Here is a 22,951-nt window from a genome sequence, read left to right on the forward strand (position 1 = left end):
CACCATGCAAGCTGCAGAGAAATCACAAGTCACCATTCCTGAAATCGGCGTCGTATGGCCTGGCCAAGGTGGCATCTACGCCGGGTTCATGCCGGCTCGCAACGGCGCGGAGGGCTACCACCTGATCCTGGGTGAAGAGCTGGGACGCTTCGAGTGGGGCCAGTATGGCGATGAGTCGCCGGCCACCAGCCTGATTGATGGCCGTGCAAACACCTTGGCGCTTATAGAGTCAGGCGGCCAATACCCCGCAGCTACCGCGGCTCATGAGCACGAAGCCGACGGGCACGCCGACTTCTACCTGCCGGCCGCTGCCGAGCTGTACGAGATCTGGCTGAACCTGAACGGCAAGTTGAGTGGTTGGGTGTGGTCGAGTTCGCAGCGCTCCGCCAGCTACGCATTCTACGTGTACTTCGGTGATGGCAGTCAGCTCAGCTACGGCAAGACCAACGAGCTCCGCGTTCGCCCCGTCCGCAGATTCATTTGATTCTTCATTAATTGCTCTTCGCAGGTGATTCGCGGGGCTGCTCAGGTACGAGTGGCCAGACCTGAAACGTGCCGGGGAGTGCCGGCCGCCTGAACCCTCAACTGGAGAATCACATGCTCCTACTGTTCCTGATCGGCGCAGCGCTCAGCCATGCGCGGCCAGAACCGCCAACTGATGACGGCCTGCCAACCGATCCTCTGCGCTTCCATCGTGAGACCTGGCGATGTACTGAGGGTCGGCGGTCGTTCTGGTGACCGCCGCCCCGCCCCAAATACTGAATCTGAGATCACTGCATCTGAAAGGCCGGACGTCCAACCGGCCTTTCTTTATTCCGCCTCTACCCGTCAGCACTCCTCCCCCGCGCCCATCGGCAACCAGCGGGAGGCATGAGTGTTGACGAATACAGGTGAACAACCCGCCACCTTGGAGGTGACCATGCACCACAGCATCCAATCACGCCGCGAGATTGTCGACGGCTTACATCAGCGTTCCCGCCTCGCCACCATTGAGCTGTACCGGCTGATCGGTCAGCCGGAGCCAGTGGTCGCTTTCCGAATGGTGGTCAAGCCATCGGGACGTAGCTTCTTCCATGTCGTGGATACCAAGACCGACAAAGTTATGGGCTTCCGCCGCAACCACAATGAAGCCTGCGCCCTTGCTCGTTGCCTGGAGCGTGCCCGGTGAGCCTCCAGCAGCGTGACCACGACACCGCCGTCGGCTGGATCAATGCCGAGCTTGCGGAGCTTTGTAGAGAAGTGGGAAAGCCCAACGCCAGCGCAGCAGCGCGATCAGCGATAACCCTGGCCTTCCTTTTGCGGGCTATCAGCGACACCGAGCAGCGAGAGTTTCAAGCCCGTATCGACGACATCTACAAGTCCTATCACGCAGCAGCTGCCTGAACCCCATTCCAAACATCAAACGCGGCGCCTTCTGATGCCGTGATGGAGGCTATATGTCTCAAGAAAGTACCCGCCCCCCACTCTCCGCCGAAATGCGGCTCACCGCCTACGCAGCCCCAACCGCTGAAATTGAGCGTAAGGAAATGGTAGCGGCCAGCCAGCAGGCCGAAAGGGAGCGCCTCGCAAAACTGGCAGGATCTGCGGAAATGGTGCGGGATCTGGAATCCAGGCTCGCAGCTGCAGTCGATGATCGAAAGCGCGCCCAGGTCGAGGCGAACTACGCCAAGAAGAAGCTGGAGCAGGTTTTCGAGTCGGTCAGCACGGCGGTGGGTCGGGACGTACGCCAACTTGGAATTGTTCACCTCGGAATGGCGCTGACGGATAGCAAGTCGAAGCTGGTCACGCTGGCCGGGTACATCGATAAGGCGCTAACACTGGATGACCTGGTGGTGATCAAGCGCGTAGCAAGCAACCTCGGCGTGATTCAGCCGCAAACCATGGCGCAGGCCGCCCAGTTGATGGGCCTGAGTAGTCGGAGGGCTGTATGAGCCCCGCAATGACCGCTCATTTCGACTGGAAGAGCGAAGGCGCCTTCTCGCCCGAGCAGTTCACTGGTGATGAGCGCAAAGAGTATGAAGAAGCCGCGCGCCGCATCCAGCGGCAGTGGGACAACCAACCAAACTGAGGAAACTCAAATGTTCAAGAAAGCCGAACGCAAGCAGGCCAAGCTACGGCTGGCACTTGCTGGGCCATCTGGATCAGGAAAAACCTACTCCGCACTTCTGCTCGCACAGGGGATTGGCGGGCGAATCGCGGTTATCGACACCGAGCACGGCAGCGCCTCGCTGTATGCGGACATCGCAGACTTCGACACGCTAGAGCTGCATGCGCCCTACTCCCCCGAGCGCTACGTCGACGCCATCACTGCCGCCGAACAGGCCGGCTACAACGTGCTGATCATTGACAGCTACTCCCATGAGTGGACCGGTTCAGGCGGATGCCTTGAGGCGAACGAGAAGCTTGCTCACCAGAAATTCAAGGGCAACACCTGGGCGGCGTGGAACGAGACAACGCCGCGGCACCGCCGGTTAACCGACAAGATACTGACCAGCTCGCTGCACATCATTTGCACCATGCGGAGCAAAACGGAAACGGTCCAGGGTGAAGGGAAAAAGATCCTCAAGCTGGGCATGAAGTCCGAGCAGCGAGACGGCACCGACTACGAATTCACAGTGGTGCTGGACCTGACCCACGACGGTCACACCGCCATGGCAAGCAAGGATCGGACGAAGCTCTTCGAAGAGCCAGAGCTGATCACTGTAGAGACCGGACGACGGTTGCTGGCTTGGCTCAACTCTGGCGTAAGCCCTGAGGAGCGCGCCAAGGAGCTGCTGGTGGACGCTCTGGCTGACATTGCGTCAGCCAAGGATATGGGCTCACTGCAATCGGCGTTCAACGCGGCCAAGGCGATTGCCGTCGGCTTCGAAGACCTTGTTCAGCAGGTTGTGACAGCCAAAGACAAGCGCAAAAGCGAACTCTCTCCACAAAGGCAATCAGCATGACCGCATACATCTTCGACAGCGAAACAACCGGTTTGAACGATCCACACCTGGTGGAGGCTGCCTGGCTGAAACTCAACGATTTGAGCAGTCTCGCTGTAACCGACTCGTTCCTGCAGCGCTACAAGCCGGGCAAGCCGATTGAGCTGAGCGCGCTCGCCACCAGCCATATCCTCGACGAGGAATTGGCTGATTGCCCACCACACACCGATTTTGCTTTGCCGGGAGATGTCGTCTATCTGATCGGGCACAACGTCGACTACGACTGGCGCGTGATCGGCGAGCCAGATGTGAAGCGGATCTGCACCCAGGCCCTGAGCTCGAAGCTTTGGCCGAACGTAGGTAGTCACACGCAGTCGGCAATGATCTACCTTCACTACCGAGCCGCGGCGGCCGGCATGCTCCGCAATGCCCACGCTGCGTTAGACGACGTAAAAAACTGCCGCCTGCTGCTGGTGAAGATCCTCGATCAACTAGCAGCTGAGCTCGGCCGGCCGGTCAATGACTGGGAAGAGCTGTGGCAGATCTCCGAGGATGCGCGCATCCCCACCATCATCGGCTTCGGCAAGCACAAGGGCGCAGCCTTCGCTGACCTGCCGAGCGACTATCGGCGCTGGCTCCTCAATCAGCCAGACCTCGACCCATTTGTTCGCAAAGCGCTTTCGCGCTGATGGTGAATCATGATCAGCAACCACCTCAGCCTTATTGAACACCTCCGCAAAAGCTCAAACGACTTGTCATCCCAGGTTGCAAGCTGGGTCGCAGCCGGCGGCACGATTGAGCAGGCAGAGCCTTTCAAGTTTGAGCCGCGGCCTCTGCGCAAGGAGGCCGAGTATTCAGCACCGGCGCAGCCCGAACCAGGTCAAACCAAGCGAACTTACCAGTCCCAGATTGCAGCGCGCATGGCCTATGTAGCGTCCATCCGGGAGATGGCCAAAACCATGACCATCGACCAGGCCATGGCCGCCACCGGAAAGTCAGAGTCAGCCATGCGCCGCGCTGCCCAAGAAGGCGACTTCACCTTCAAGAGCAAACACGCTGACCTGGACCGGGATATGAAGATGATCGAGCGACTGACTGCGCTCAGGGATGCCGGGATATCGCGATTCAGTGGCTGCAAGCAGGTCGAGATATCCGACACCCTCCTTCGCAGGCTTGAGATGCAATACGACTTCAGCTATCCCAAGCGCTGGTCGAAACGCCCGTGAAGCGCATAGCCCGCATCCAGCAACGCAAATGCCAAACCTGGCTGGGCCTACCCGCCAGCGCAATCGAAGAGGTAAGCCATGGCTGCCGCCCCGAAAGAACGCTCAGCAAAGACTGCGGCGAGGCGAAAGACTCGCGGCGAGGAAGAATTGCGACTCCACACCATGGCCGGCACCCGCCAGGCCTTGGCTGATTTGATGGCCTGGCACGGCATTGAGGAACAGGGCGAGGCAATGACGCTGATGATTCACCACCTGCACGGCCTTGGCCCGGCGGGATCAGCTCAGTTCCTCGCGCCGCCGCGACACGAAATCACTATCAGCGAAAACGTGTCGCGGAAATTGGAAATCGCCTACCAACGCGAATCGCTCCGCATCTGCCACGACGAATAACCCACGAACTCACGCTGCGAATCCGGTCTCGGAGGGCGGCGCCATCCTGAGGAATACCCATGAAGCCCGAAATGATCACCCTCAAGCACGGTGACGCATCAATCAAGATGCCCGCCTCCGCCCTGGCAAAACTGGCCATGGCCAGCGTGTTCGCCCAGGTACTACCGCCGGCGGCCAATGTCCAAATAGCTGCGGCCTCTTCAGTCCCTGCTATCGGCACTTACTGGCCGGGCCAGGGTGGCATCAACGGCGGCTACGTCGAAGCCCGTGGTGATGTGCCGGCGCATTACCTGATCTTCGGTGACAAAGACCTGGGCGAGTTCGTGTGGGGCCGGTACCGGGAAGAGTCGGAAGCCATCAGCAAGTGGGATGGAAAGGCGAACACTGACGCTCTGATCGCTGCCGGAGGCCACCCTGCGGCCGAAGCGGCCCGGGCATATACCGCTGACGGGCACAGCGATTTCGACCTGCCAGCGGCAACACAGCTCTATCAGGCCTGGGCCCATGATCTGATCAGCGAGGGCTACTACTGGTCGAGTTCGCAGCGCTCCGCCTACGTCGCGTTCCACATGCTCTTCGTTGGTGGCAGTCAGGGCATCAGCGCCAAGGACGACGAGCTCCGCGTTCGCCCCGTCCGCAGATTGTTTCTTTGATCCTTCAATAATTCGTTCTTGATCGGCCCGAGGCGCAGCAGCGCCTTTTTGTTGCCTTCTAAAAGAGGAAAGACCATGTCCGCCACTGCTCAAGCAGCATCAGCACAAACCATCCCAGCCATCGGCCAAGCCTACGGCGGCGGTTTCGTTACCGGCATCACCCGCGACCCGGTCACCGGCAAGCGCTCTCTACACATCACCGCCGGCGCAGCGCATGAGCTGGTAGGCAAGTGGGGCGAGTATGGCGAGAAGATCGAGGGCGCCGACAGCTTCACCGACAGCCTGGCCAATACCCAGGCCATGGCTGCGGCTGGCAGTGATCTGGCCGTGAAGGTGCTGACGCTGAACATTGATGGCTTCACCGACTGGGCGATCCCGGCGCGCGACGTACAGGAACTGCAGTATCGTCACTTCAAACCGACCACCGAAGAGAACTGGGCCGGCCGCCGCGATGGTGACAACCCGAACAGTGTCCCGATCGGCCAGCTTTACAGCGAGAAGTCTCCTCTGCAAACCGTGCACACGGACTTCCAGGAAGGGGGTGCCGAAGCATTCCGCGACACCTGGTACTGGTCGAGTTCGCAGCGCTCCGCCTACGGCGCGTTCTGCGTGGGCTTCGTTGATGGCAGTCAGGACTTCTACGGCAAGTACGGCGAGCTCCGCGTTCGCCCCGTCCGCAGTGAATTTCTTGATTAATTCATTCCTTTAATCCGGCCGCCAGCGGCCGGTTGCTCTTGGAGAGCAAGCCTTATGGCAATGCACACGGAACTTGCGATCTACGCATCGGCGATGGGCCTGCTACACATGGCCACGAACCTGACCCGCAACATCCCCCGCGACCTGAAACAGCAGCTCGGGAAGCGCGTTATCGATGAGTGCATCGATGTCTTGATGCTGATTGCCCGGGCCAACTCGACCCGGGAGCGACGCCCCTACTTGGTCGACCTGGTTGAAAAAGTCCAGGTGATCGAGTTCCTGATGCGGCTCTTCAAAGAGAACCGCTTCATCAGCGTGGGCCAGCATGCCAAGGCTATCGAGGTGACCACCTCAATTGGCAAGCAGGCGAACGCCTGGAAACGCTCCACCCCAACCGCGCCCGCCACCTGAGAGCCAAGGTTTTCTGGTCTGTGCGAATTGAATCTGGTCGTGCCGCTGGCCCCTGGGCCACCGCCATGCGCATCAGAGATACCGACGGTCTAAAGCGTCCGTGCAGGTCTCGCGCAGTTTCCGAGCTGAGCAATCGGTCCGGCGACGTAGATAGCACGATAGGTCGCAGCGCTCCGCCAACAACGCATTCAACATGAACTTCGATGATGGCAGTCAGAACAACAACGACAAGAACAACGAGCTCCGCGTTCGCCCCGTCCGCAGATTCAACTTTGGGTCCCTACCCGTTTCAGGATCTGGTCCAGGCTTACTACGACTGCCGGCGTTCCAAGCGCAACAGCGACAGCGCGCTGGCTTTCGAGATCGACCTCGAGCAGAACCTGATCCAGCTACACGACGACCTGGTCACCGGCACTTACCGACCAGGCCGCTCTATCTGCTTCGTGGTCACCCGACCAAAAGCCCGGGAGGTTTGGGCGGCGGCCTTTCGGGATCGCATCGTCCACCACCTGCTCTACAACCACATCGGGCCACGGATCGAGCGCAGCTTCATAGCGGACAGCTGCGCCTGTATCAAAGGCCGCGGCACGCTATACGCAGCAAAGCGCCTTGAGTCGAAGATCCGCAGCGCCAGTGAGAACTGGTCGAGGCCGGTCTTCTACCTAAAGCTCGACTTGGCCAACTTCTTCGTCGCCATCGACAAGGAGGTGCTACGCAAGCAGCTGGCCGCCCGGATCACCGAACCCTGGTGGTTGGCCCTGGCCGAACAGATTCTCATGCACGACCCGCGCGAAGACTACGAGGTGCGCAGCCCGGCTCATCTGTTCAACCGGGTACCGCAGCACAAGCGCCTCACTGCCCAGCCTTCACACCTTGGCCTGCCGATCGGCAACCTGTCCTCGCAGTTTTTCGCCAACGTCTACTTGAACGCCCTGGACCAGTTCGCCAAGCACCAGCTCAAGGCCAGGCACTACATCCGCTACGTCGACGACTTCGTGTTCCTGCATGAGTCGCCGCAGCAGCTCAACGAGTGGCTGGCCCAGGTCGAAGCATTCCTGCCCAGCCTGGGCGCCCGGCTCAACCCGACCAAAACCATCTTGCAGCCGGTCGAGCGCGGCGTGGACTTCGTCGGGCACGTGATCAAGCCCTGGCGCCGCACCACTCGCAAGAGGTCGCTGGCCCAGGCGCTGAAGCGTACAGCCGCAGCGCCGGCCGGGGATCTACGCGAGACCGCGAACAGTTACTTCGGCCTGCTCAGCCAGGCCAGCCACAGCCAGAAGGATCGCGCCGCCCTGGCGAATGTCGTGCTCAAGCGCGGCAACATGGTAAACGCAGCGCTGACCAAGACCTACCAGAAGAAATAGACCCACCCCCATCAACGAATCACGCCAGCCGGCGAGGATCCCCTATGTCCGCACAACGACCACGAATCGTCTGTCAGTTTAGCTGCGGCGCTGCCTCGGCGGTTGCCACAAAGCTCGCACTGGCTCAGTACGGCGCAACACACGATGTGCAGATCATCAATGCGTTTCTGGCCAACGAGCATGAAGACAACCGGCGGTTCTTGCTGAACTGCCAGGAGTGGTTCGGGCAGGAAATCGTGCAGTTGCGCGACGAGAAGTATGGCGCCGACATCATCCAGGTATTCCGCCGAGAACGCTTCATGAAAGGCCGTAATGGCGCACCCTGTACCAAACTGCTGAAGCGCCGCTTGCTTGATGCCTGGAGGCAATCGGGTGACGTCATGGTGTTTGGTTACACTGCGGAAGAGGTGGATCGCCTGGATGACTTCCGCGACCGAAATCCCGATAGGCCCGTCATCGCGCCACTGATTGATGCGGGTCTTGGGAAAGACGACTGCAAGGCAATGGTCGAGCGCGCAGGCATCGAGTTGCCGCTGATGTACCGCCTGGGCTACGACAATGCCAATTGCATAGGATGCGTGAAAGGCGGTGAGGGCTATTTTCGAGCCATCCGAGAGGACTTTCCCGACCAGTTTGAAGAGTTATGCCTTATCCAGGATGACCTGGGTGAGGGCTCATACCTGTTTCGTGACCGCACCACCAATATACGCTTCTCCCTACGGGACCTTGGCAATGGTCCAGTGAGGCGTAACGAGCAAATCCCATCCTGCTCGTTCTTCTGTGAGATTGCTGAATCAGAGATCAACAAGTCATTCTAAAGTGTCGATATCCGGCCTGTGCCCATACATTTCTTCACCCGTTGGAATTGGAGCACCTCTATTTGAAGCCTGATGGCAAATGCGGCTGGCAACCGTTAACAAGTCTAGAGCCTCGCGGGTCGAGGAATAAAGCTGTCCATGCCAAAATACTTTCTTCATTTGTGGAACATTGCCCCATCCAACCACTTCAATTCTGCCCACCAAAACAACGACATTTTCAACACAGCTAAGGCCTCTCGCTATTCGGTGAGCGCAGCCCTGCTCCAAGCAGGCCATTCGCACAAGGCTCTCATGCGCAATACTATTTGCCAGTAGACCAAGAAATTTTATCCTCTCCAACAAATCCACCTTTACCTCATGATCGTCCTTAAATAAAAACATGGCCTGAACAGAGCCTAATTCTGAGACTAGAGATTCAAGGAGTGGAGAGACGCGGGCAGCCTCCAATTCTGCGATTACAAAGTCAGACTTAATCATTCGACTTTCTGTTTTGTGAGAAAGCAGCATCGCGACAGCGACGGCCCCCACAGTTCCAACAGCTGATAAAAAGCCGAGCATTAATGTCAAACGCTGGCCGTCCAGAGCCTTATCAAAAATCTGGAAAAAGATTCCACCGGCAGCAAATAGACCAAAGCAAACGCCAAAAACAACTCTGTCTATTTTCATAAAATACCCCACACATTTTTTGCCGAACTATACCTGCGAGGTATCCCCGTTCCCACAGAAAACCTATAGGTTTGCCCCGGCTACCAGCTTGGCACCCAGCTCTCGGCCGGCCACCTGCGCCAAGCCACGGTCAACGTAGGTGCGATCACCCGCAACAACCGGCACCACCACTTCTCCGCCCCGCTTCACTTCGACGTTGATCCGCCAGGTCTCCCGGCCCTCCTCGTCCTTCTCGCACTCCATGTAGTTCCAGAGCTGAAAGCCTTCGTGCTCATCATAAATATCGTGCTTTGTCATGGGCTTGCTCGTTTGAGTGAGGCGCCATCGTAGCACCCACCGCCTGGGCCTGGCCCGGCAAGGACTCCCTTATGAGTAACTTGAAACAATCCAAGGAAGAACTGGACGCCGTGCTGCTCTGGCGCGGCAAGCATGCCGCTGCGATCAAAGAGCGGGACGCGCTGCAGCAGCGACTGACTGCAGCGCATGAGCGGATTGATGAGCTGGAGCGAGACAAGGCCAGGCTGGACGAGCTCGAAGCGAATTGCTGGGACGTCCGATTTGACAGCCACCCCAACGGGGATGCCGGCGACAGCAGCATCAGCATTGAGGTCGTCGGCCACTGGATGGATAAGCCGAACGAGCGCGTGATCGGTGAGGACTACAGCGAGAACCTTCGGGCCGCCATTGATCAGGCTATGGCAGCACCAGCCTATCCGCCGGCCCGACCGGAATACCCGGATCTCGAACCGGACCAGAATGCTGAATGGCATATGAACCCCTGCAAGCAAGGTCATCGCGATGTCGGCGCGGCCGGTGGCGTGGCTCACTGCTACACCTGCGACGAGAAAATCGAAGCAGCCACCACGCAAGAAGCATTCGAGCGCTGGAACGCGACACACCCTCAGCAGTAACCCCCTCCCCCTTCAAAGTCAGCCGCTATAGCGGCAAGGACGAGTGTTGCCGTGAGCATCATCGATGACGTAATGACCGACAAGATCACCCTGCACGGCCTGGGCTTTGTGCAGGTCCAACTGGAAGGAAATCAGCGCCTGCACGTCTGGCACCCCGAGCTGCCGCGCCGAGCCTGCTTCAAGCACTCGGCGATCCACGACCACCGCTTCAACTTCACCTCTCGAGTGATCGTCGGCAAGCAGATCAATCACTGCTTTGAGCTGGAGCGCAGCGACGAAGGCGGCTTCGTGCTGTATCTGCACGAGGGCGCCCGCACACCAGGTGGCGGCAGGCCGTGGACGCCAGACGGCCGCGCGCACCTGATACCGGATGGAACGATAACCGTGGAAGCCGGCAACGACTACAACACCCGCGCATACCACTACCACCGCACCGAGCCCGGCGGTGATGGCCGAGTCGCCACGATTATGGCGAAGCGCGGCGAGTATCCGGCCGGCGCCCACTCCACCTGCGTCTACGGCATACAGCCCGACACCGACTTCGATCGGTACCAGTGGTCACCGGCCCAGCTCTGGGAAATCGTCACGGACGTGATGCTCGGCCAGCGGGTGACCCCATGATCGCCCTCGCCTACATGGCCTGGCTCATCTACACGGGGCCAAGGCCATGATCAAAAAATTTAAGATCCTTGTCGGTGACTGCCTGGAATTGATGCGAACTCTGCCTGACAACTCCGTAGACAGCGTTGTGACCGACCCGCCCTATGGCATCCGGTTCATGGGCAAGAGTTGGGACGGAAAGGATATCGAGGAACGCGCCGCGTACCGGGCAAGCATGCCATCCCATGCTGCCGCATGCGGCGAGAATGGCGGCCACCGCTCGATCGCGGCCGAGGCCGGCAAATACGACCTGACCCCGGCGGGCATGCGGGCGTTTCAGGACTTTAGCTACGAATGGGCGAAGGAAGCCCTGCGCGTGCTAAAGCCCGGCGGCCACTTGCTGTCATTCGCGTCAGCTCGAACCTACCACCACATGGCGGTCGGCATTGAAATGGCTGGCTTCGAGATCCGTGACCAGATCATGTGGGTGTTCGGCAGCGGCTTTCCGAAGTCCATGAACGTCGGCAAGGCCATGGACAAGGCGGCGGGCGCAGAGCGCGAAGTGCTTTCTGAGGGGAAGCCAGTCAAGCGGATGATCCCCGGCGCTGACCAGAACGACACCGGATCGTGGATCAAGGACAACGGGCGCGAATATGTGCCTACGGTCACCTCTCCGGCAACCGCCGAGGCGGCGCAATGGGACGGCTGGGGCACGGGCCTCAAGCCAGCGCATGAACCAATCTGCATGGCCCGCAAACCACTGATCGGCACCGTCGTCGATAACGTGCTGGCACACGGCACCGGTGCAATCAACATTGATGCCTGCCGCATCCCGGTGGCCGACGCGGACTATGCAAGGAATTGCTCGGGCGATCGCGGCCATGACGGCACTCGATCGATCGAGGAAGAAGGTGCGACCAACCTGCACACTGGCGGTGGCACTGCTGCATCCGGCCGCTGGCCCGCGAACCTTATCCACGATGGTCACCCTGAAGTGGTTGCCCTATTCCCGGCCGAGGCTGGCGCGAGCGCGCCCGTGCTGGGTACCGAACCGACCGCCAACGGTTTCAGCGGTGCGGTGGCGTATAGCGGCATGCTCGGCCGAGTGGCCGGCGCCTTCCACGGCGACACCGGCAGCGCGGCACGATTCTTCTACTGCGCCAAGACCAGCTCTAAGGATCGGCACGAAGGCCTGGAGCACCCCGGGCACCAGTTCAAGCAGGGCACCACCCTGCGCAAGGTCGAGAACACCGAAACGAAAGGCAACAACCACCCCACGGTCAAGCCCACCGACCTGATGGCCTACCTGCAGCGCCTGGTCACGCCGATCGGCGGCACGACACTGGACCCGTTCATGGGGTCGGGCAGTAGCGGCAAGGCAGCAATGCGGGAGGGATTCGAATTCATCGGCTGCGAGATCGACGAGCAATATGCGGCGATAGCTAAGGCTCGCATTGAACACGAGTTCTCAAAACCAACGCAATTGCACTTCTGAGAAGAGCCCACCCAGCCCCACAACGGTCAGCGGGATGGCCAAGGACATAGGCCGGGCGAGCCACGCAACATTAGCCAGGCGCAACGCCAGCGACCATCAGCAAGATCTGAAACAACCCACTCAATAATCTGAACAGCCTGCCGGCGATGGCGGGCGAGGTACGCACGCATGAGCAAGCAGGCCGCAAAAGATGTTCTCGATGAAATGACAAAGGATGACCTGGTTGCCTGGATCAGGAGCCAGCACTACCTGCGCCCAAAACGAAGCGATGTTCTTTATCTGCGCTGGGAGCGGCAGTCGGCCGAGGTGCTGGAGGAAATGCAGAAGGAAAACCGCGCACTCGATGGAGTGGATTTCAAGGAGCGCGACCGGCTGGCCGTCCAATTCAATGAGTAAAACGACCCTGCTGAGAAGATGCGACTTCTTGATCTGATGGCACCTTACAACAAGGCAATGTCGGACCACATCAAGCGATCCCAGGCCATCGACAGAAAAAGCAAAAGGGTCGATGCCCTCTATGAGCAGATCGACGTAGAGCGCCAGAAAGAAAACGGTCGCCTATCAGCGTAGCCAACCTCCTAACCCCTCTTCTGCCGCCATGCGCGGCATGGAGCATCACATGGCAAACGCCACAGCGGCAAAGGCCAGCAGCATTCAACCGCGCTTCATCAGGTTTGGCGATGCTCCTGGCTACCTCGGCATGTGCCGGGACGAATTCAACAAAACGGTGCGCCCGAGTGTTCGGGAATTCCCGATCGGGAAACAAGGCGTGGCCTTCGACCGGATTGAGCTTGATGAATGGGCAGACGCCTACGTCGAGCGCAAGTCGGTTGAAAAGGCGGCGAATCAGGACAACAATCACCCCCGCAGCGAGCGCCAGGGTGAAGCCAAAGGAGGCAAACCATGGCGAGAAAAGCGATCTCCGGTCTCTACCAGAAAGGTGGAGTCTGGCAAATCGACAAGGTTTTCCGAGGTGAGCGACTTCGAGAAAGCACTGGAACTGGTGACAGGCAAGAAGCAGAGCAGTACCTGATTCATCGCCTTGAGCAGCTTCGGCAGCAAAAGGTATACGGCGTACGCCGAACCAGAACGTGGGAAGAAGCGGCGACGAGGTTTCTGATTGAGAGCAAGGATCAGCCATCAATCAAGCTGACGGCGCATCACTTGAAGCACTTGCACCCTTATCTCAAAGACCTGCCATTGACGCATATCGATGACCAGTCGCTTGAGCCATTCGTGAAGGATCGTTTGAAGGGAATGGTATTGCCGTGCGGCAAAAAGTTGAAGCCGGTAGCACCGCGCACGATAAACATTTCAATCGAGCGGGTAATCCGGGTCCTATCGCTTTGCGCAAGGAAGTGGCGGGATGAGGAGCGCAGGCCCTGGCTTGATTCGGTGCCAATGCTGGCCAAGCTGGACTTGAAGAAAAAGGTTCGAGAGCCCTACCCGATGACATGGGAAGAGCAGTCGATCCTTTTTGGAGAGTTGCCGGCGCACCTGCAAACGATGGCCCTGTTCAAAGTGAACACGGGTTGTCGCGAGCAAGAGGTCTGCAAGTTGAGGTGGGACTGGGAGATTTCGGTACCAGAACTGGGCGCCAGTGTGTTCCTGATACCGTCTGACTTCGGCGGCCGCAACGAGCGGTCAGGTGTGAAGAACGGAGATGAGCGACTGGTAGTGCTCAACGCCGTGGCCAAGTCAGTCATCGACAAGCAGCGAGGCCTGAGCAAGGAATGGGTTTTCCCTTACAACGGCACTGCCCTGCATCGCATGAACGACTCGGCTTGGAAAAAGGCGCGGGTGAGAGCGGCGAAACTCTGGCAGGAGGAAAACCTTCGCCCCGCTCACCCTGGGTATGCATCCATCAGGGTGCACGACTTGAAACACACGTTTGGCCGTCGCCTTCGGGCGGCAGGTGTTACCCAAGAAGATAGGAAGGCCTTGCTGGGGCACAAGAACGGCAGCATCACCAGTCACTACTCGGGCGCTGAGCTTGGGCATCTGATTGAGGCTGCGAACATGGTATCAGCAACCGACTCGCGGGGACCGGTACTGACGATCTTGAAGAGGAAAACAGGATGAAGTCCCGAAAAACTCCCCACCAATGAAAAAGCCCAACTGGCTAGAGTTGGGCTAAGTCATTGAAAAATATGGTCGGGACGGAGTGATTCGAACACTCGACCCCTAGCACCCCATGCTAGTGCGCTACCGGACTGCGCTACGCCCCGACTAGGCGTGATACTGGGTTCGCTTCTAACGAAGCGATGAAGAATATATCGCAAGCTTTTGAAATATGGAAGTATTTTAAAAGCAAAAAATCACTTCTTGAGCACCACCAAGACATCCTCCAGCTCGGAGATCATCTGGCGGATCAATTGCTTGTACTGGGTAGTGTCGTCTTTGGCCTCATCACCGGAAAGGCGCAGGCGCGCACCTCCGATAGTAAACCCTTGATCGTAAAGCAACGCGCGGATCTGCCGGATCATCAGCACGTCCTGGCGCTGATAATACCGGCGATTTCCGCGGCGTTTGACGGGGTTGAGTTGAGGAAACTCCTGCTCCCAATAACGCAGCACATGCGGTTTGACCGCACAGAGCTCGCTGACCTCACCGATGGTGAAGTAGCGTTTACCCGGGATGACGGGTAGCTCGTCGTTATGACTTGGTTCCAGCATAAGCCTCAACTCGGGCCTTCAACTTCTGCCCTGGACGAAAGGTGACCACACGGCGAGCCGTGATCGGGATTTCTTCTCCCGTTTTCGGGTTGCGGCCAGGACGCTGGCGTTTATCCCGAAGGTCGAAGTTACCGAAACCGGACAATTTGACCTGTTCGTTGTCTTCGAGAGCGTGTCTGATTTCTTCAAAAAACAGTTCGACCAATTCCTTGGCCTCACGTTTATTCAGACCCAGCTCTTCGTAGAGACGTTCGGCCATTTCAGCTTTCGTCAGAGCCCCCATACGTCACTTCCTTAACGTGGCGTTCAACCTTTGTTCGAGCGAGGTGAGGATATTTTGTGTCGCAGAATTCACCTCATCATCATTAAGAGTGCGTGATGGATGCTGCCAGGTCAAGCCAACTGCAAGGCTTTTTCTATGAGGATCAATGCCTTTACCCTGATACACGTCAAATAGCCTGAGGTCTGTCAGCCATTCACCTGCATTTTCACGGATTACATCCAACACAGCGCTGGCTGCGACGTCTTTGTCGGCCACCAGTGCAAGGTCACGACGCACTTCAGGAAAACGCGACAACTCCTGGAATTTAGGCATTTTACCCAGAGCAACTTCGGCCAGAACGAGCTCGAAGACAAAGACCGGTCGATCCAAACCGAGGTTTTTCGACAGCTCAGGGTGGATAGCGCCCACATAACCCACCAGGCGACCTTCACGCTCGATACGAGCTGTTTGCCCCGGGTGCAACGCCGGATGGCTACCGGGCACGAAACTGAACGAATCCAGAGCACCGGCAAAGCCCAATACCGCCTCGACATCAGCTTTGACGTCAAAGAAATCCACAACATCGCGACCTTGCGCCCAGCCTTCCGGCAAGCGGCTGCCACAAACCACACCAGCCAGCATTGGCTCTTGCTTCAGACCTTCCAACTGACCAACAAAGCGCAAGCCGCTTTCGAACAGGCGGACACGATCCTGCTGGCGATTCAGGTTGTGCTGAAGTGCCTTGACCAGACCAGGCCACAGAGAGGCGCGCATGGCTGCCATGTCATTCGAAATCGGGTTAGCCAACAACAGCGGCTCAACGCCAGGGCTGAACAATTCGAACTGCTTCGGATCGATAAAGCTGTAGGTAATCGCTTCCTGATAACCACGAGCGACCAAAAGACGACGCAACTCAGGCAGGTCGCTACGCGCTTCCGCCTTGGCTTGAGGTGCCAGGCGAGCCTGCGGGTAACGAACCGGCAGACGGTTGTAGCCGTACAGGCGAGCCAACTCTTCGATCAAATCAACTTCCAGGCTGATATCGAAACGATGGCTTGGCACCTCAACACGCCACTGCCCTGCCCCATCAGCGGAAACTTTCAGACCCAAACCTGTGAGCAGACGCTCGACTTCGGAAGCGTCGATTTCCAGGCCAAGCATTTGGGTGACGCGCTCGGCACGCAAGGTGATAGGCGCGACCGAAGGCAGATGCTGTTCGCTAACGGTTTCGATGATCGGGCCAGCTTCGCCACCAGTGATTTCCAGCAGCAGGCCAGTAGCGCGCTCCATGGCTTCACGGGCCAATTGCCAATCCACGCCACGCTCGTAGCGGTGCGAGGCATCGGTGTGCAAGCCGTAAGAACGCGCCTTGCCGGCGACCGCTATCTGATCGAAGAACGCGCTTTCAAGGAAGATATCGCGAGTACCAGCGGTAACGCCGCTGTGCTCGCCCCCCATGACACCGGCAATCGCCAGGGCACGCGTATGGTCAGCGATGACCAGGGTATCGCCACGCAGGGTAATTTCCTGGCCGTCGAGCAAGACCAGCTTTTCGCCTTCGTCAGCCATGCGCACACGGATGCCGCCATTGATTTCGGCGAGATCGAAAGCGTGCAGCGGCTGGCCGAGCTCCAACATCACGTAGTTGGTGACATCCACGACCGCATCGATGCTGCGTACGTCGCCACGACGCAAGCGCTCAACCATCCACAGCGGAGTAGGCTTGGACAAGTCGACATTGCGGATGACGCGGCCCAGGTAGCGCGGGCACGAAGCAGGCGCCAGCACTTCAACCGGACGCACTTCATCATGTACTGCTGCAACGGCAGCCACAGCTGGACGCGCAACCGGCGCGGCGTACAAGGCGCCGACTTCGCGAGCCAAGCCCGCCAGGGACAGGCAGTCGCCACGGTTCGGGGTCAGGTCGACCTCGATGCTGGCATCGTTCAGGTTGAGGTAGGCACGAATGTCTTCACCCACCGGCGCGTCTGCAGGCAATTCCATCAAACCGGAGTTGCCTTCACCCACCTGCAGCTCTGCCTGGGAGCACAACATACCGTTGGACTCGACGCCGCGCAGCTTGGCCTTCTTGATCTTGAAGTCGCCAGGCAGCTCGGCACCGATCATGGCGAATGGAATTTTCAGGCCTGGACGCACATTGGGCGCCCCGCATACCACCTGAAACGTTTCCGCGCCATTGCTGACCTGGCATACGCGCAGCTTGTCAGCATCCGGGTGCTGCTCGGTGCTCAGCACCTCGCCCACTACCACACCACTGAAATCACCGGCGGCCGGCGTTACGCTATCGACCTCAAGACCGGCCATCGACAGACGAGCAACCAGCTCGTCGCGACTTACCTGCGGGCTTACCCAGCCACGCAGCCATTGTTCACTGAATTTCATCCTGCTCTCCTAAAGATCCGTTACGACTAGCGAAATTGCGCGAGGAACCGCAAGTCGTTGTCGAAGAACAGACGCAAGTCGTTCACGCCGTAACGCAGCATGGCCAGACGTTCAACGCCCATGCCGAAGGCAAAACCCGAGAACTCTTCCGGGTCGATCCCGGACATGCGCAGTACGTTCGGGTGCACCATGCCGCAACCCATCACTTCCAGCCAGCCGGTCTGCTTGCAGACGCGGCAGCCTTTACCGCTGCACATCACGCACTCCATATCGACTTCGGCGGAGGGTTCGGTGAAGGGGAAGTAGGAAGGACGGAAACGTACCGCCAGCTCTTTTTCGAAGAACACCCGCAGGAACTCTTCGATGGTGCCTTTCAGGTCGGCAAAGTTGATATCACGATCGACCAGCAGGCCTTCGACCTGATGGAACATCGGCGAATGGGTGATATCGGAATCGCTGCGATACACACGGCCCGGGCAGACGATGCGAATTGGCGGCTTGGTCGATTCCATGGTGCGGACCTGTACCGGTGAGGTATGGGTGCGCAACAGCATGTTCGCGTTGAAATAGAAGGTGTCATGCATCGACCGGGCCGGGTGATGGCCTGGGATGTTGAGCGCCTCAAAGTTGTGATAGTCGTCTTCGACCTCAGGGCCTTCGGCGATGCCGTAGCCGATATGGGTGAAGAACTGTTCGATACGTTCCAGAGTCCGGGTAACCGGATGCAGACCGCCAGAGGTCTGGCCGCGGCCAGGCAGGGTCACGTCAATGGATTCGGCGGCGAGCTTGGCCGCAAGATCGGCCTCCTCGAACAACGCCTTGCGCGCATTGAGAACCTCTGTGACACGCTCCTTGGCAACGTTGATCAGGGCGCCGACTTGCGGACGCTCTTCTGCCGGCAAATTCCCCAGGGTCTTCATCACCTGAGTCAACTCGCCCTTCTTGCCAAGGTAGTGAACCCGGATTTGCTCCAGGGCATTGATATCTTCAGCGCTTTGCACAGCCTCTAGTGCTTGAGAGACCAGCGCATCCAGGTTTTCCATGTACAGACTCCAGATACAAAATAGGGGAAGAGCTTGAAGGCTCTTCCCCTATTTATGACGTTTAACACCCTAACCCACAGAGGTGAGCCCAGGTGACTGTCGGGGGTACTTAAGCCAAGGTGGCTTTAGCTTTCTCGACAATCGCAGCAAACGCCGCTTTTTCGTTCACTGCCAGATCAGCCAGAACCTTACGGTCGATCTCGATGGACGCTTTTTTCAGGCCAGCGATGAAACGGCTGTAGGACAGACCGTTAACACGTGCACCAGCGTTGATACGAGCGATCCACAAAGCGCGGAACTGACGTTTTTTCTGACGACGGTCACGGTAGGCGTATTGGCCTGCCTTGATTACCGCTTGCTTGGCAACACGGAATACGCGCGAACGTGCACCGTAGTAGCCTTTAGCAAGTTTCAGAATTTTTTTGTGACGCTTACGGGCAATGACGCCACGCTTTACACGAGCCATGAGTTACTTCCTCTATTCTTGACTAAAATTAACGAAGGCGCAGCATGCGCTCGACTTTTGCCACGTCGGACGGATGCAGCAAGCTGCTACCGCGCAGTTGACGCTTACGCTTGGTCGACATTTTAGTCAGGATGTGGCTCTTGAAAGCGTGCTTGTGCTTGATACCGTTAGCAGTTTTCAGAAACCGCTTAGCAGCACCACTTTTAGTTTTCATCTTTGGCATGTTCGGATACTCCGCATTCAGTTGATAAACATAATCAGAAGGCCTGCCGTGCCCTATTGATTACTTCTTCTTTTTCGGGGCGATGACCATGATCAGCTGGCGTCCTTCCATCTTAGGATGCTGTTCGACCGAACCGTACTCGAGCAGGTCAGCTTCAACCCGCTTGAGGAGTTCCATCCCCAGCTCCTGGTGGGCCATCTCACGGCCGCGGAATCGCAAGGATACCTTGGCCCTGTCCCCATCACTCAGGAAACGTACCAGGTTGCGCAGTTTTACCTGGTAATCCCCTTCCTCCGTCCCTGGACGAAACTTGATTTCTTTTACTTGAATCTGCTTCTGGTTTTTCTTCGCTGCGGCTACCTGCTTCTTCTTTTCGAAGATCGATTTGCCGTAGTCCATCAGTTTGCAAACAGGGGGCACTGCATCGGCGGAAATCTCCACCAGATCCAGCTTGGCCTCTTCAGCCTTAAGAAGCGCGTCTTCAATTGACACAATCCCAAGCTGTTCACCTTCAGCCCCAATTAACCGAACCTCGCGTGCCGAGATATTCTCGTTGATCGGGGCTTTCGGTGCAGCTCGTTTATCTTGTCTCATTTCACGCTTAATAGTAATTACTCCGAATCTGGGCGACCACGCCGGGAAACCGCTTGTGCGAGGAACTCCGAAAACTGGGCGATGGGCATCGAGCCCAGGTCAGCACCTTCACGGGTACGCACAGCGACAGTCTGCATCTCGACTTCCCGATCTCCGATAACCAAGAGATAAGGAACCTTGAGCAAAGTATGCTCGCGGATTTTAAAGCCGATCTTTTCATTTCTCAAGTCGGACTTGGCACGAAATCCGCTTTGATTGAGAGTTTTTTCGACTTCAAGGGCAAAATCTGCCTGTTTATCAGTGATATTCATGATCACTGCCTGAGTCGGAGCCAGCCACGCAGGGAAAGCCCCTTCGTAGTGCTCGATCAGAATTCCGACGAAGCGCTCGAACGAACCGAGAATCGCCCGGTGCAACATGACCGGATGTTTACGGCTGTTGTCTTCGGAGACGTATTCGGCACCCAGACGGATCGGCAGGTTGAAATCGAGCTGCAAGGTACCACACTGCCAGACACGGCCGAGGCAATCTTTCAGCGAGAACTCAATTTTCGGACCGTAGAACGCGCCTTCACCCGGCTGCAAGTCGTAAGGCAGACCCGCGCTATCAAGCGCCGCAGCCAAGGCCGATTCAGCCCGATCCCACAACTCATCAGAACCCACGCGCTTTTCAGGGCGAGTGGAAAGCTTCATTTCGATGTCTTTAAAGCCGAAGTCGGCATAGACATCCATGGTCAGCTTGATGAATGCAGCAGATTCAGCCTGCATTTGCTCTTCAGTACAGAAGATGTGCGCATCGTCCTGAGTGAAAGCGCGCACGCGCATGATGCCGTGCAACGCACCCGACGGTTCATTGCGGTGGCAAGCACCGAACTCGGCCAGGCGCAGCGGCAGCTCGCGGTAGCTTTTCAGACCCTGGTTGAACACCTGCACGTGGCACGGGCAGTTCATCGGTTTAATCGCGTAGTCGCGGCTTTCCGACTGAGTGGTGAACATGTTTTCAGCGTAGTTGGCCCAGTGCCCGGATTTTTCCCACAGGCTGCGATCCACGACCTGAGGTGTCTTGATCTCCAGGTAGCCGTTGTCGCGCTGAACCTTGCGCATGTACTGCTCGAGCACTTGATACAGGGTCCAGCCGTTCGGGTGCCAGAACACCATACCCGGCGCTTCTTCCTGGGTATGGAACAGGCCGAGACGCTTGCCGATCTTGCGATGGTCGCGTTTTTCAGCCTCTTCGATACGCTGGATGTAAGCCGCCAGTTGCTTCTTGTCAGCCCAGGCGGTGCCGTAAACGCGCTGCAACTGCTCGTTCTTGGCATCACCACGCCAGTAGGCGCCGGACAGCTTGGTCAGCTTGAACGACTTCAGGAAGCGTGTGTTCGGCACGTGCGGACCGCGGCACATGTCGACATATTCTTCGTGGTAGTACAGGCCCATGGCCGTTTCATTCGGCATGTCTTCGACCAGGCGCAACTTGTAGTCTTCGCCACGGGCCTTGAACACATCGATCACTTCGGCGCGCGGAGTGATTTTCTTGATCACGTCGTAATCTTTTTCGATCAGCTGCTGCATGCGCTGTTCGATCGCCACCAGGTCGTCCGGAGTGAAAGGACGCTCATAGGCGATATCGTAATAGAAGCCTTCATCAATGACCGGGCCGATAACCATCTTCGCAGTCGGATACAACTGCTTGACCGCATGGCCGACCAAGTGGGCGCAAGAGTGGCGAATGATCTCCAGCCCCTCTTCATCCTTTGGCGTGATGATTTGCAGGGTCGCGTCGCCGTCGATCAAATCGCAGGCGTCGACCAGCTTGCCATTGACCTTGCCGGCCACGGTGGCCTTGGCCAAGCCTGCACCAATGGATGCGGCGACCTCGGCTACGGAAACCGGATGATCGAATGAACGTTGACTGCCGTCGGGAAGAGTAATGGTGGGCATGGCGCCTCCTCTCCTAGTGGTGACCCCTACCAAAGGTCACGTGGGTTGGGATGAGCCAGTACGCGGTTCAATCCAGGCCGTTGTCTGACAACGCCTGCCTCACAGTGGCAGGGGCCTTGGCGGCCAACCGGAAAATCGAACCAGAGTGACTGGGATTCAAATCAAAAGATTGGGGCATAAGGGACAGGGACAATTGAATTCGTCCAAAGCCGGTAAATACCCAAGCCGGGCATGCTAGCACAGATGAACGGTCATCGCGCTGCGACCACCTGGTTAATAGGCTTTTGTGCAAGAAAGTGAACTTGATGTGTACCGGCGGCCTCAAATAATCGGAGAATCGCCATTCTTGCTATCGACCTCAGGAGAGCCCGACTTATGCGCCTCACTAAATTACTCGCCCTAGCCGCCCCCTTTGCCCTGCTTTTGCCTCTTAGCGCCCAAGCTGCCTGGCCTACCGGTCTGCGCGCCGACTATATGAAGGATTGCACCGCCGCCGCCAGCCAGAGCGTCGACGCCAAGACCGCCGAAAAGCACTGCGCATGCGGCGCGGACAAGCTGAATGAAAAATTCACCGGCGAACAAATCAAAGAGCTGATGAGCAAGCAGAACCCGCCCAGCGCAGAACTCAGAACCAAGGCGCTGGATGCAATCGCAGCTTGCCGGGTAGTGAAATAGCTCGAAGCTATCGGTGAAGGGACACTTTTTCAGGGCTAAAGCTGGCTGAAAAAGTGGCTTTTTTCACAATTTACGCAGCTTTTACGGCTTTTTTTATAACCGATTATTTTCTGCCAAAGCCCCTTAAACCGCGGGTTTCAGCCGACCAGAGCAACAAAAAGCATGCAACTACCAGGTAAACAGCACTGCCGGGGGGCTCCCAAGTCGAACATTTCGACTATGATAGCCCGGTGTGCCCAGTTGGCCTGAGCAGCACAGCACTACTGAAAATATATGTTTCTTGGAGATACACCATGTCTAATCGCCAAACCGGCACCGTAAAATGGTTCAACGATGAAAAAGGCTTCGGCTTCATCACTCCTCAAGGTGGCGGTGACGACCTGTTCGTACACTTCAAAGCTATTGAAAGCGACGGTTTCAAAAGCCTGAAAGAAGGCCAAACCGTTTCCTTCGTGGCTGAGAAAGGCCAAAAGGGTATGCAAGCTGCACAAGTTCGCCCAGAGTAAAATCTACGCG

Annotated in this window: 32 protein-coding genes and 1 tRNA gene; 22 read left to right on the forward strand and 11 right to left on the reverse strand. The window is 57.8% G+C overall.

Annotated features, from left to right (window positions below; all coding sequences use genetic code 11):
* Positions 1 to 4: 4 nt before the first annotated feature.
* The 14 genes from CF161_RS28685 to CF161_RS28745 all read left to right on the forward strand — a co-directional run bounded on the left by CF161_RS28685 (position 5) and on the right by CF161_RS28745 (position 8,482).
* A complete protein-coding gene (locus CF161_RS28685) occupies positions 5 to 484 on the forward strand; it encodes a DUF1566 domain-containing protein (protein WP_020300141.1) in 480 nt (159 codons plus the stop codon).
* Between the two features lie 435 nt (positions 485 to 919).
* On the forward strand, positions 920 to 1,168 hold the full coding sequence (locus CF161_RS28690; RefSeq protein ID WP_020300142.1) for a hypothetical protein: 249 nt from the start codon (positions 920 to 922) through the stop codon (positions 1,166 to 1,168).
* A complete protein-coding gene (locus CF161_RS28695) occupies positions 1,165 to 1,383 on the forward strand; it encodes a hypothetical protein (protein WP_020300143.1) in 219 nt (72 codons plus the stop codon). Before CF161_RS28690 ends, CF161_RS28695 begins: the two co-directional genes overlap by 4 nt.
* A 53-nt stretch (positions 1,384 to 1,436) precedes the next feature.
* Positions 1,437 to 1,931, forward strand: a complete 495-nt coding sequence (locus tag CF161_RS28700) for a hypothetical protein (protein ID WP_020300144.1) — start codon at positions 1,437 to 1,439, stop codon at positions 1,929 to 1,931.
* Positions 1,932 to 1,939: 8 nt separating this feature from the next.
* Positions 1,940 to 2,068 carry a hypothetical protein gene (locus tag CF161_RS33510; RefSeq protein WP_020300145.1) on the forward strand — a complete coding sequence of 43 codons (129 nt, stop codon included), beginning with the start codon at positions 1,940 to 1,942 and terminating at the stop codon, positions 2,066 to 2,068.
* 10 nt (positions 2,069 to 2,078) lie between these two features.
* Positions 2,079 to 2,945 carry an ATP-binding protein gene (locus CF161_RS28705; RefSeq protein ID WP_020300146.1) on the forward strand — a complete coding sequence of 289 codons (867 nt, stop codon included), beginning with the start codon at positions 2,079 to 2,081 and terminating at the stop codon, positions 2,943 to 2,945.
* On the forward strand, positions 2,942 to 3,613 hold the full coding sequence (locus CF161_RS28710; RefSeq protein WP_020300147.1) for a 3'-5' exonuclease: 672 nt from the start codon (positions 2,942 to 2,944) through the stop codon (positions 3,611 to 3,613). Before CF161_RS28705 ends, CF161_RS28710 begins: the two co-directional genes overlap by 4 nt.
* A gap of 9 nt (positions 3,614 to 3,622) precedes the next feature.
* Positions 3,623 to 4,150: a hypothetical protein gene (locus CF161_RS28715; protein WP_020300148.1), complete on the forward strand. Its 528-nt coding sequence runs from the start codon at positions 3,623 to 3,625 to the stop codon at positions 4,148 to 4,150.
* Between the two features lie 78 nt (positions 4,151 to 4,228).
* A complete protein-coding gene (locus CF161_RS28720; protein ID WP_043230701.1) occupies positions 4,229 to 4,540 on the forward strand; it encodes a hypothetical protein in 312 nt (103 codons plus the stop codon).
* A gap of 59 nt (positions 4,541 to 4,599) precedes the next feature.
* Positions 4,600 to 5,193 (forward strand): DUF1566 domain-containing protein, encoded by a 594-nt coding sequence (locus CF161_RS28725; protein WP_020300150.1) that lies wholly within the window; start codon positions 4,600 to 4,602, stop codon positions 5,191 to 5,193.
* Positions 5,194 to 5,268: 75 nt separating this feature from the next.
* Positions 5,269 to 5,889, forward strand: coding sequence for a DUF1566 domain-containing protein (locus tag CF161_RS28730; protein ID WP_020300151.1), 621 nt, complete (start codon positions 5,269 to 5,271; stop codon positions 5,887 to 5,889).
* Positions 5,890 to 5,943: 54 nt separating this feature from the next.
* A complete protein-coding gene (locus tag CF161_RS28735; protein ID WP_043230706.1) occupies positions 5,944 to 6,300 on the forward strand; it encodes a four helix bundle protein in 357 nt (118 codons plus the stop codon).
* 272 nt (positions 6,301 to 6,572) lie between these two features.
* Positions 6,573 to 7,664 carry an RNA-directed DNA polymerase gene (locus tag CF161_RS28740; RefSeq protein WP_020300153.1) on the forward strand — a complete coding sequence of 364 codons (1,092 nt, stop codon included), beginning with the start codon at positions 6,573 to 6,575 and terminating at the stop codon, positions 7,662 to 7,664.
* Positions 7,665 to 7,708: 44 nt separating this feature from the next.
* Positions 7,709 to 8,482: a hypothetical protein gene (locus CF161_RS28745; RefSeq protein WP_020300154.1), complete on the forward strand. Its 774-nt coding sequence runs from the start codon at positions 7,709 to 7,711 to the stop codon at positions 8,480 to 8,482.
* Here the strand turns inward: CF161_RS28745 and CF161_RS32965 are convergent.
* Both CF161_RS32965 and CF161_RS28750 read right to left on the reverse strand, forming a co-directional pair.
* Positions 8,474 to 9,148, reverse strand: coding sequence for a hypothetical protein (locus CF161_RS32965; protein ID WP_156882751.1), 675 nt, complete (start codon positions 9,146 to 9,148; stop codon positions 8,474 to 8,476). The genes CF161_RS28745 and CF161_RS32965 overlap by 9 nt on opposite strands.
* 63 nt (positions 9,149 to 9,211) lie before the next feature.
* Entirely contained in the window at positions 9,212 to 9,445 is a 234-nt protein-coding gene (locus CF161_RS28750) for a hypothetical protein (protein ID WP_020300155.1), read from the reverse strand.
* Positions 9,446 to 9,516: 71 nt separating this feature from the next.
* Between CF161_RS28750 and CF161_RS28755 the strand changes: the two genes are divergently transcribed.
* From CF161_RS28755 to CF161_RS28780, 6 genes are all read left to right on the forward strand, one after another.
* A complete protein-coding gene (locus CF161_RS28755; RefSeq protein ID WP_020300156.1) occupies positions 9,517 to 10,059 on the forward strand; it encodes a hypothetical protein in 543 nt (180 codons plus the stop codon).
* A 72-nt stretch (positions 10,060 to 10,131) separates the two neighbouring features.
* Entirely contained in the window at positions 10,132 to 10,680 is a 549-nt protein-coding gene (locus CF161_RS28760) for a hypothetical protein (protein ID WP_084471767.1), read from the forward strand.
* Between the two features lie 46 nt (positions 10,681 to 10,726).
* Entirely contained in the window at positions 10,727 to 12,154 is a 1,428-nt protein-coding gene (locus CF161_RS28765) for a DNA methyltransferase (protein ID WP_020300158.1), read from the forward strand.
* 168 nt (positions 12,155 to 12,322) lie between these two features.
* Positions 12,323 to 12,550 (forward strand): hypothetical protein, encoded by a 228-nt coding sequence (locus tag CF161_RS33515; protein WP_020300159.1) that lies wholly within the window; start codon positions 12,323 to 12,325, stop codon positions 12,548 to 12,550.
* 223 nt (positions 12,551 to 12,773) lie between these two features.
* Positions 12,774 to 13,187 carry a hypothetical protein gene (locus tag CF161_RS33520; RefSeq protein ID WP_224450796.1) on the forward strand — a complete coding sequence of 138 codons (414 nt, stop codon included), beginning with the start codon at positions 12,774 to 12,776 and terminating at the stop codon, positions 13,185 to 13,187.
* The gene (locus CF161_RS28780; protein WP_256206968.1) at positions 13,109 to 14,236 is read left to right on the forward strand and encodes a tyrosine-type recombinase/integrase; all 1,128 of its coding nucleotides are present in this window, start codon (positions 13,109 to 13,111) and stop codon (positions 14,234 to 14,236) included. The genes CF161_RS33520 and CF161_RS28780 overlap by 79 nt, the downstream gene beginning before the upstream one ends.
* A 69-nt stretch (positions 14,237 to 14,305) precedes the next feature.
* Here CF161_RS28780 and CF161_RS28785 read toward each other — a convergent pair.
* The 9 genes from CF161_RS28785 to thrS form a co-directional block, all read right to left on the reverse strand.
* Positions 14,306 to 14,382: transfer RNA gene (locus CF161_RS28785), tRNA-Pro, on the reverse strand.
* Between the two features lie 90 nt (positions 14,383 to 14,472).
* On the reverse strand, positions 14,473 to 14,829 hold the full coding sequence (locus CF161_RS28790; protein ID WP_007920509.1) for a MerR family transcriptional regulator: 357 nt from the start codon (positions 14,827 to 14,829) through the stop codon (positions 14,473 to 14,475).
* On the reverse strand, positions 14,810 to 15,112 hold the full coding sequence (ihfA, locus tag CF161_RS28795; RefSeq protein ID WP_002553164.1) for an integration host factor subunit alpha: 303 nt from the start codon (positions 15,110 to 15,112) through the stop codon (positions 14,810 to 14,812). The genes CF161_RS28790 and ihfA overlap by 20 nt, the downstream gene beginning before the upstream one ends.
* A 3-nt stretch (positions 15,113 to 15,115) precedes the next feature.
* Positions 15,116 to 17,494, reverse strand: a complete 2,379-nt coding sequence (gene pheT, locus CF161_RS28800) for a phenylalanine--tRNA ligase subunit beta (protein ID WP_020300162.1) — start codon at positions 17,492 to 17,494, stop codon at positions 15,116 to 15,118.
* A 26-nt stretch (positions 17,495 to 17,520) separates the two neighbouring features.
* Complete coding sequence (gene pheS, locus CF161_RS28805; protein ID WP_020300163.1) at positions 17,521 to 18,537, reverse strand: phenylalanine--tRNA ligase subunit alpha; 1,017 nt, start codon at positions 18,535 to 18,537, stop codon at positions 17,521 to 17,523.
* 109 nt (positions 18,538 to 18,646) lie between these two features.
* Positions 18,647 to 19,003, reverse strand: a complete 357-nt coding sequence (gene rplT / locus CF161_RS28810; protein ID WP_002553161.1) for a 50S ribosomal protein L20 — start codon at positions 19,001 to 19,003, stop codon at positions 18,647 to 18,649.
* A gap of 28 nt (positions 19,004 to 19,031) precedes the next feature.
* Positions 19,032 to 19,226, reverse strand: coding sequence for a 50S ribosomal protein L35 (gene rpmI / locus CF161_RS28815; RefSeq protein ID WP_002553160.1), 195 nt, complete (start codon positions 19,224 to 19,226; stop codon positions 19,032 to 19,034).
* A 60-nt stretch (positions 19,227 to 19,286) separates the two neighbouring features.
* Entirely contained in the window at positions 19,287 to 19,838 is a 552-nt protein-coding gene (gene infC, locus CF161_RS28820) for a translation initiation factor IF-3 (protein ID WP_170827566.1), read from the reverse strand.
* Positions 19,838 to 21,760, reverse strand: coding sequence for a threonine--tRNA ligase (gene thrS / locus CF161_RS28825; protein ID WP_020300164.1), 1,923 nt, complete (start codon positions 21,758 to 21,760; stop codon positions 19,838 to 19,840). The genes infC and thrS overlap by 1 nt, the downstream gene beginning before the upstream one ends.
* A gap of 375 nt (positions 21,761 to 22,135) precedes the next feature.
* On the opposite strand from thrS, the gene CF161_RS28830 reads away from it, so the two are divergent.
* Together CF161_RS28830 and CF161_RS28835 are read left to right on the forward strand one after the other, a co-directional pair.
* Positions 22,136 to 22,435, forward strand: a complete 300-nt coding sequence (locus CF161_RS28830) for a hypothetical protein (RefSeq protein ID WP_020300165.1) — start codon at positions 22,136 to 22,138, stop codon at positions 22,433 to 22,435.
* Positions 22,436 to 22,728: 293 nt separating this feature from the next.
* The gene (locus CF161_RS28835) at positions 22,729 to 22,941 is read left to right on the forward strand and encodes a cold-shock protein (protein WP_003179963.1); all 213 of its coding nucleotides are present in this window, start codon (positions 22,729 to 22,731) and stop codon (positions 22,939 to 22,941) included.
* Positions 22,942 to 22,951 lie beyond the last annotated feature (10 nt).

The organism is Pseudomonas sp. CF161, from assembly GCF_000416215.1.
Taxonomy (GTDB): domain Bacteria; phylum Pseudomonadota; class Gammaproteobacteria; order Pseudomonadales; family Pseudomonadaceae; genus Aquipseudomonas.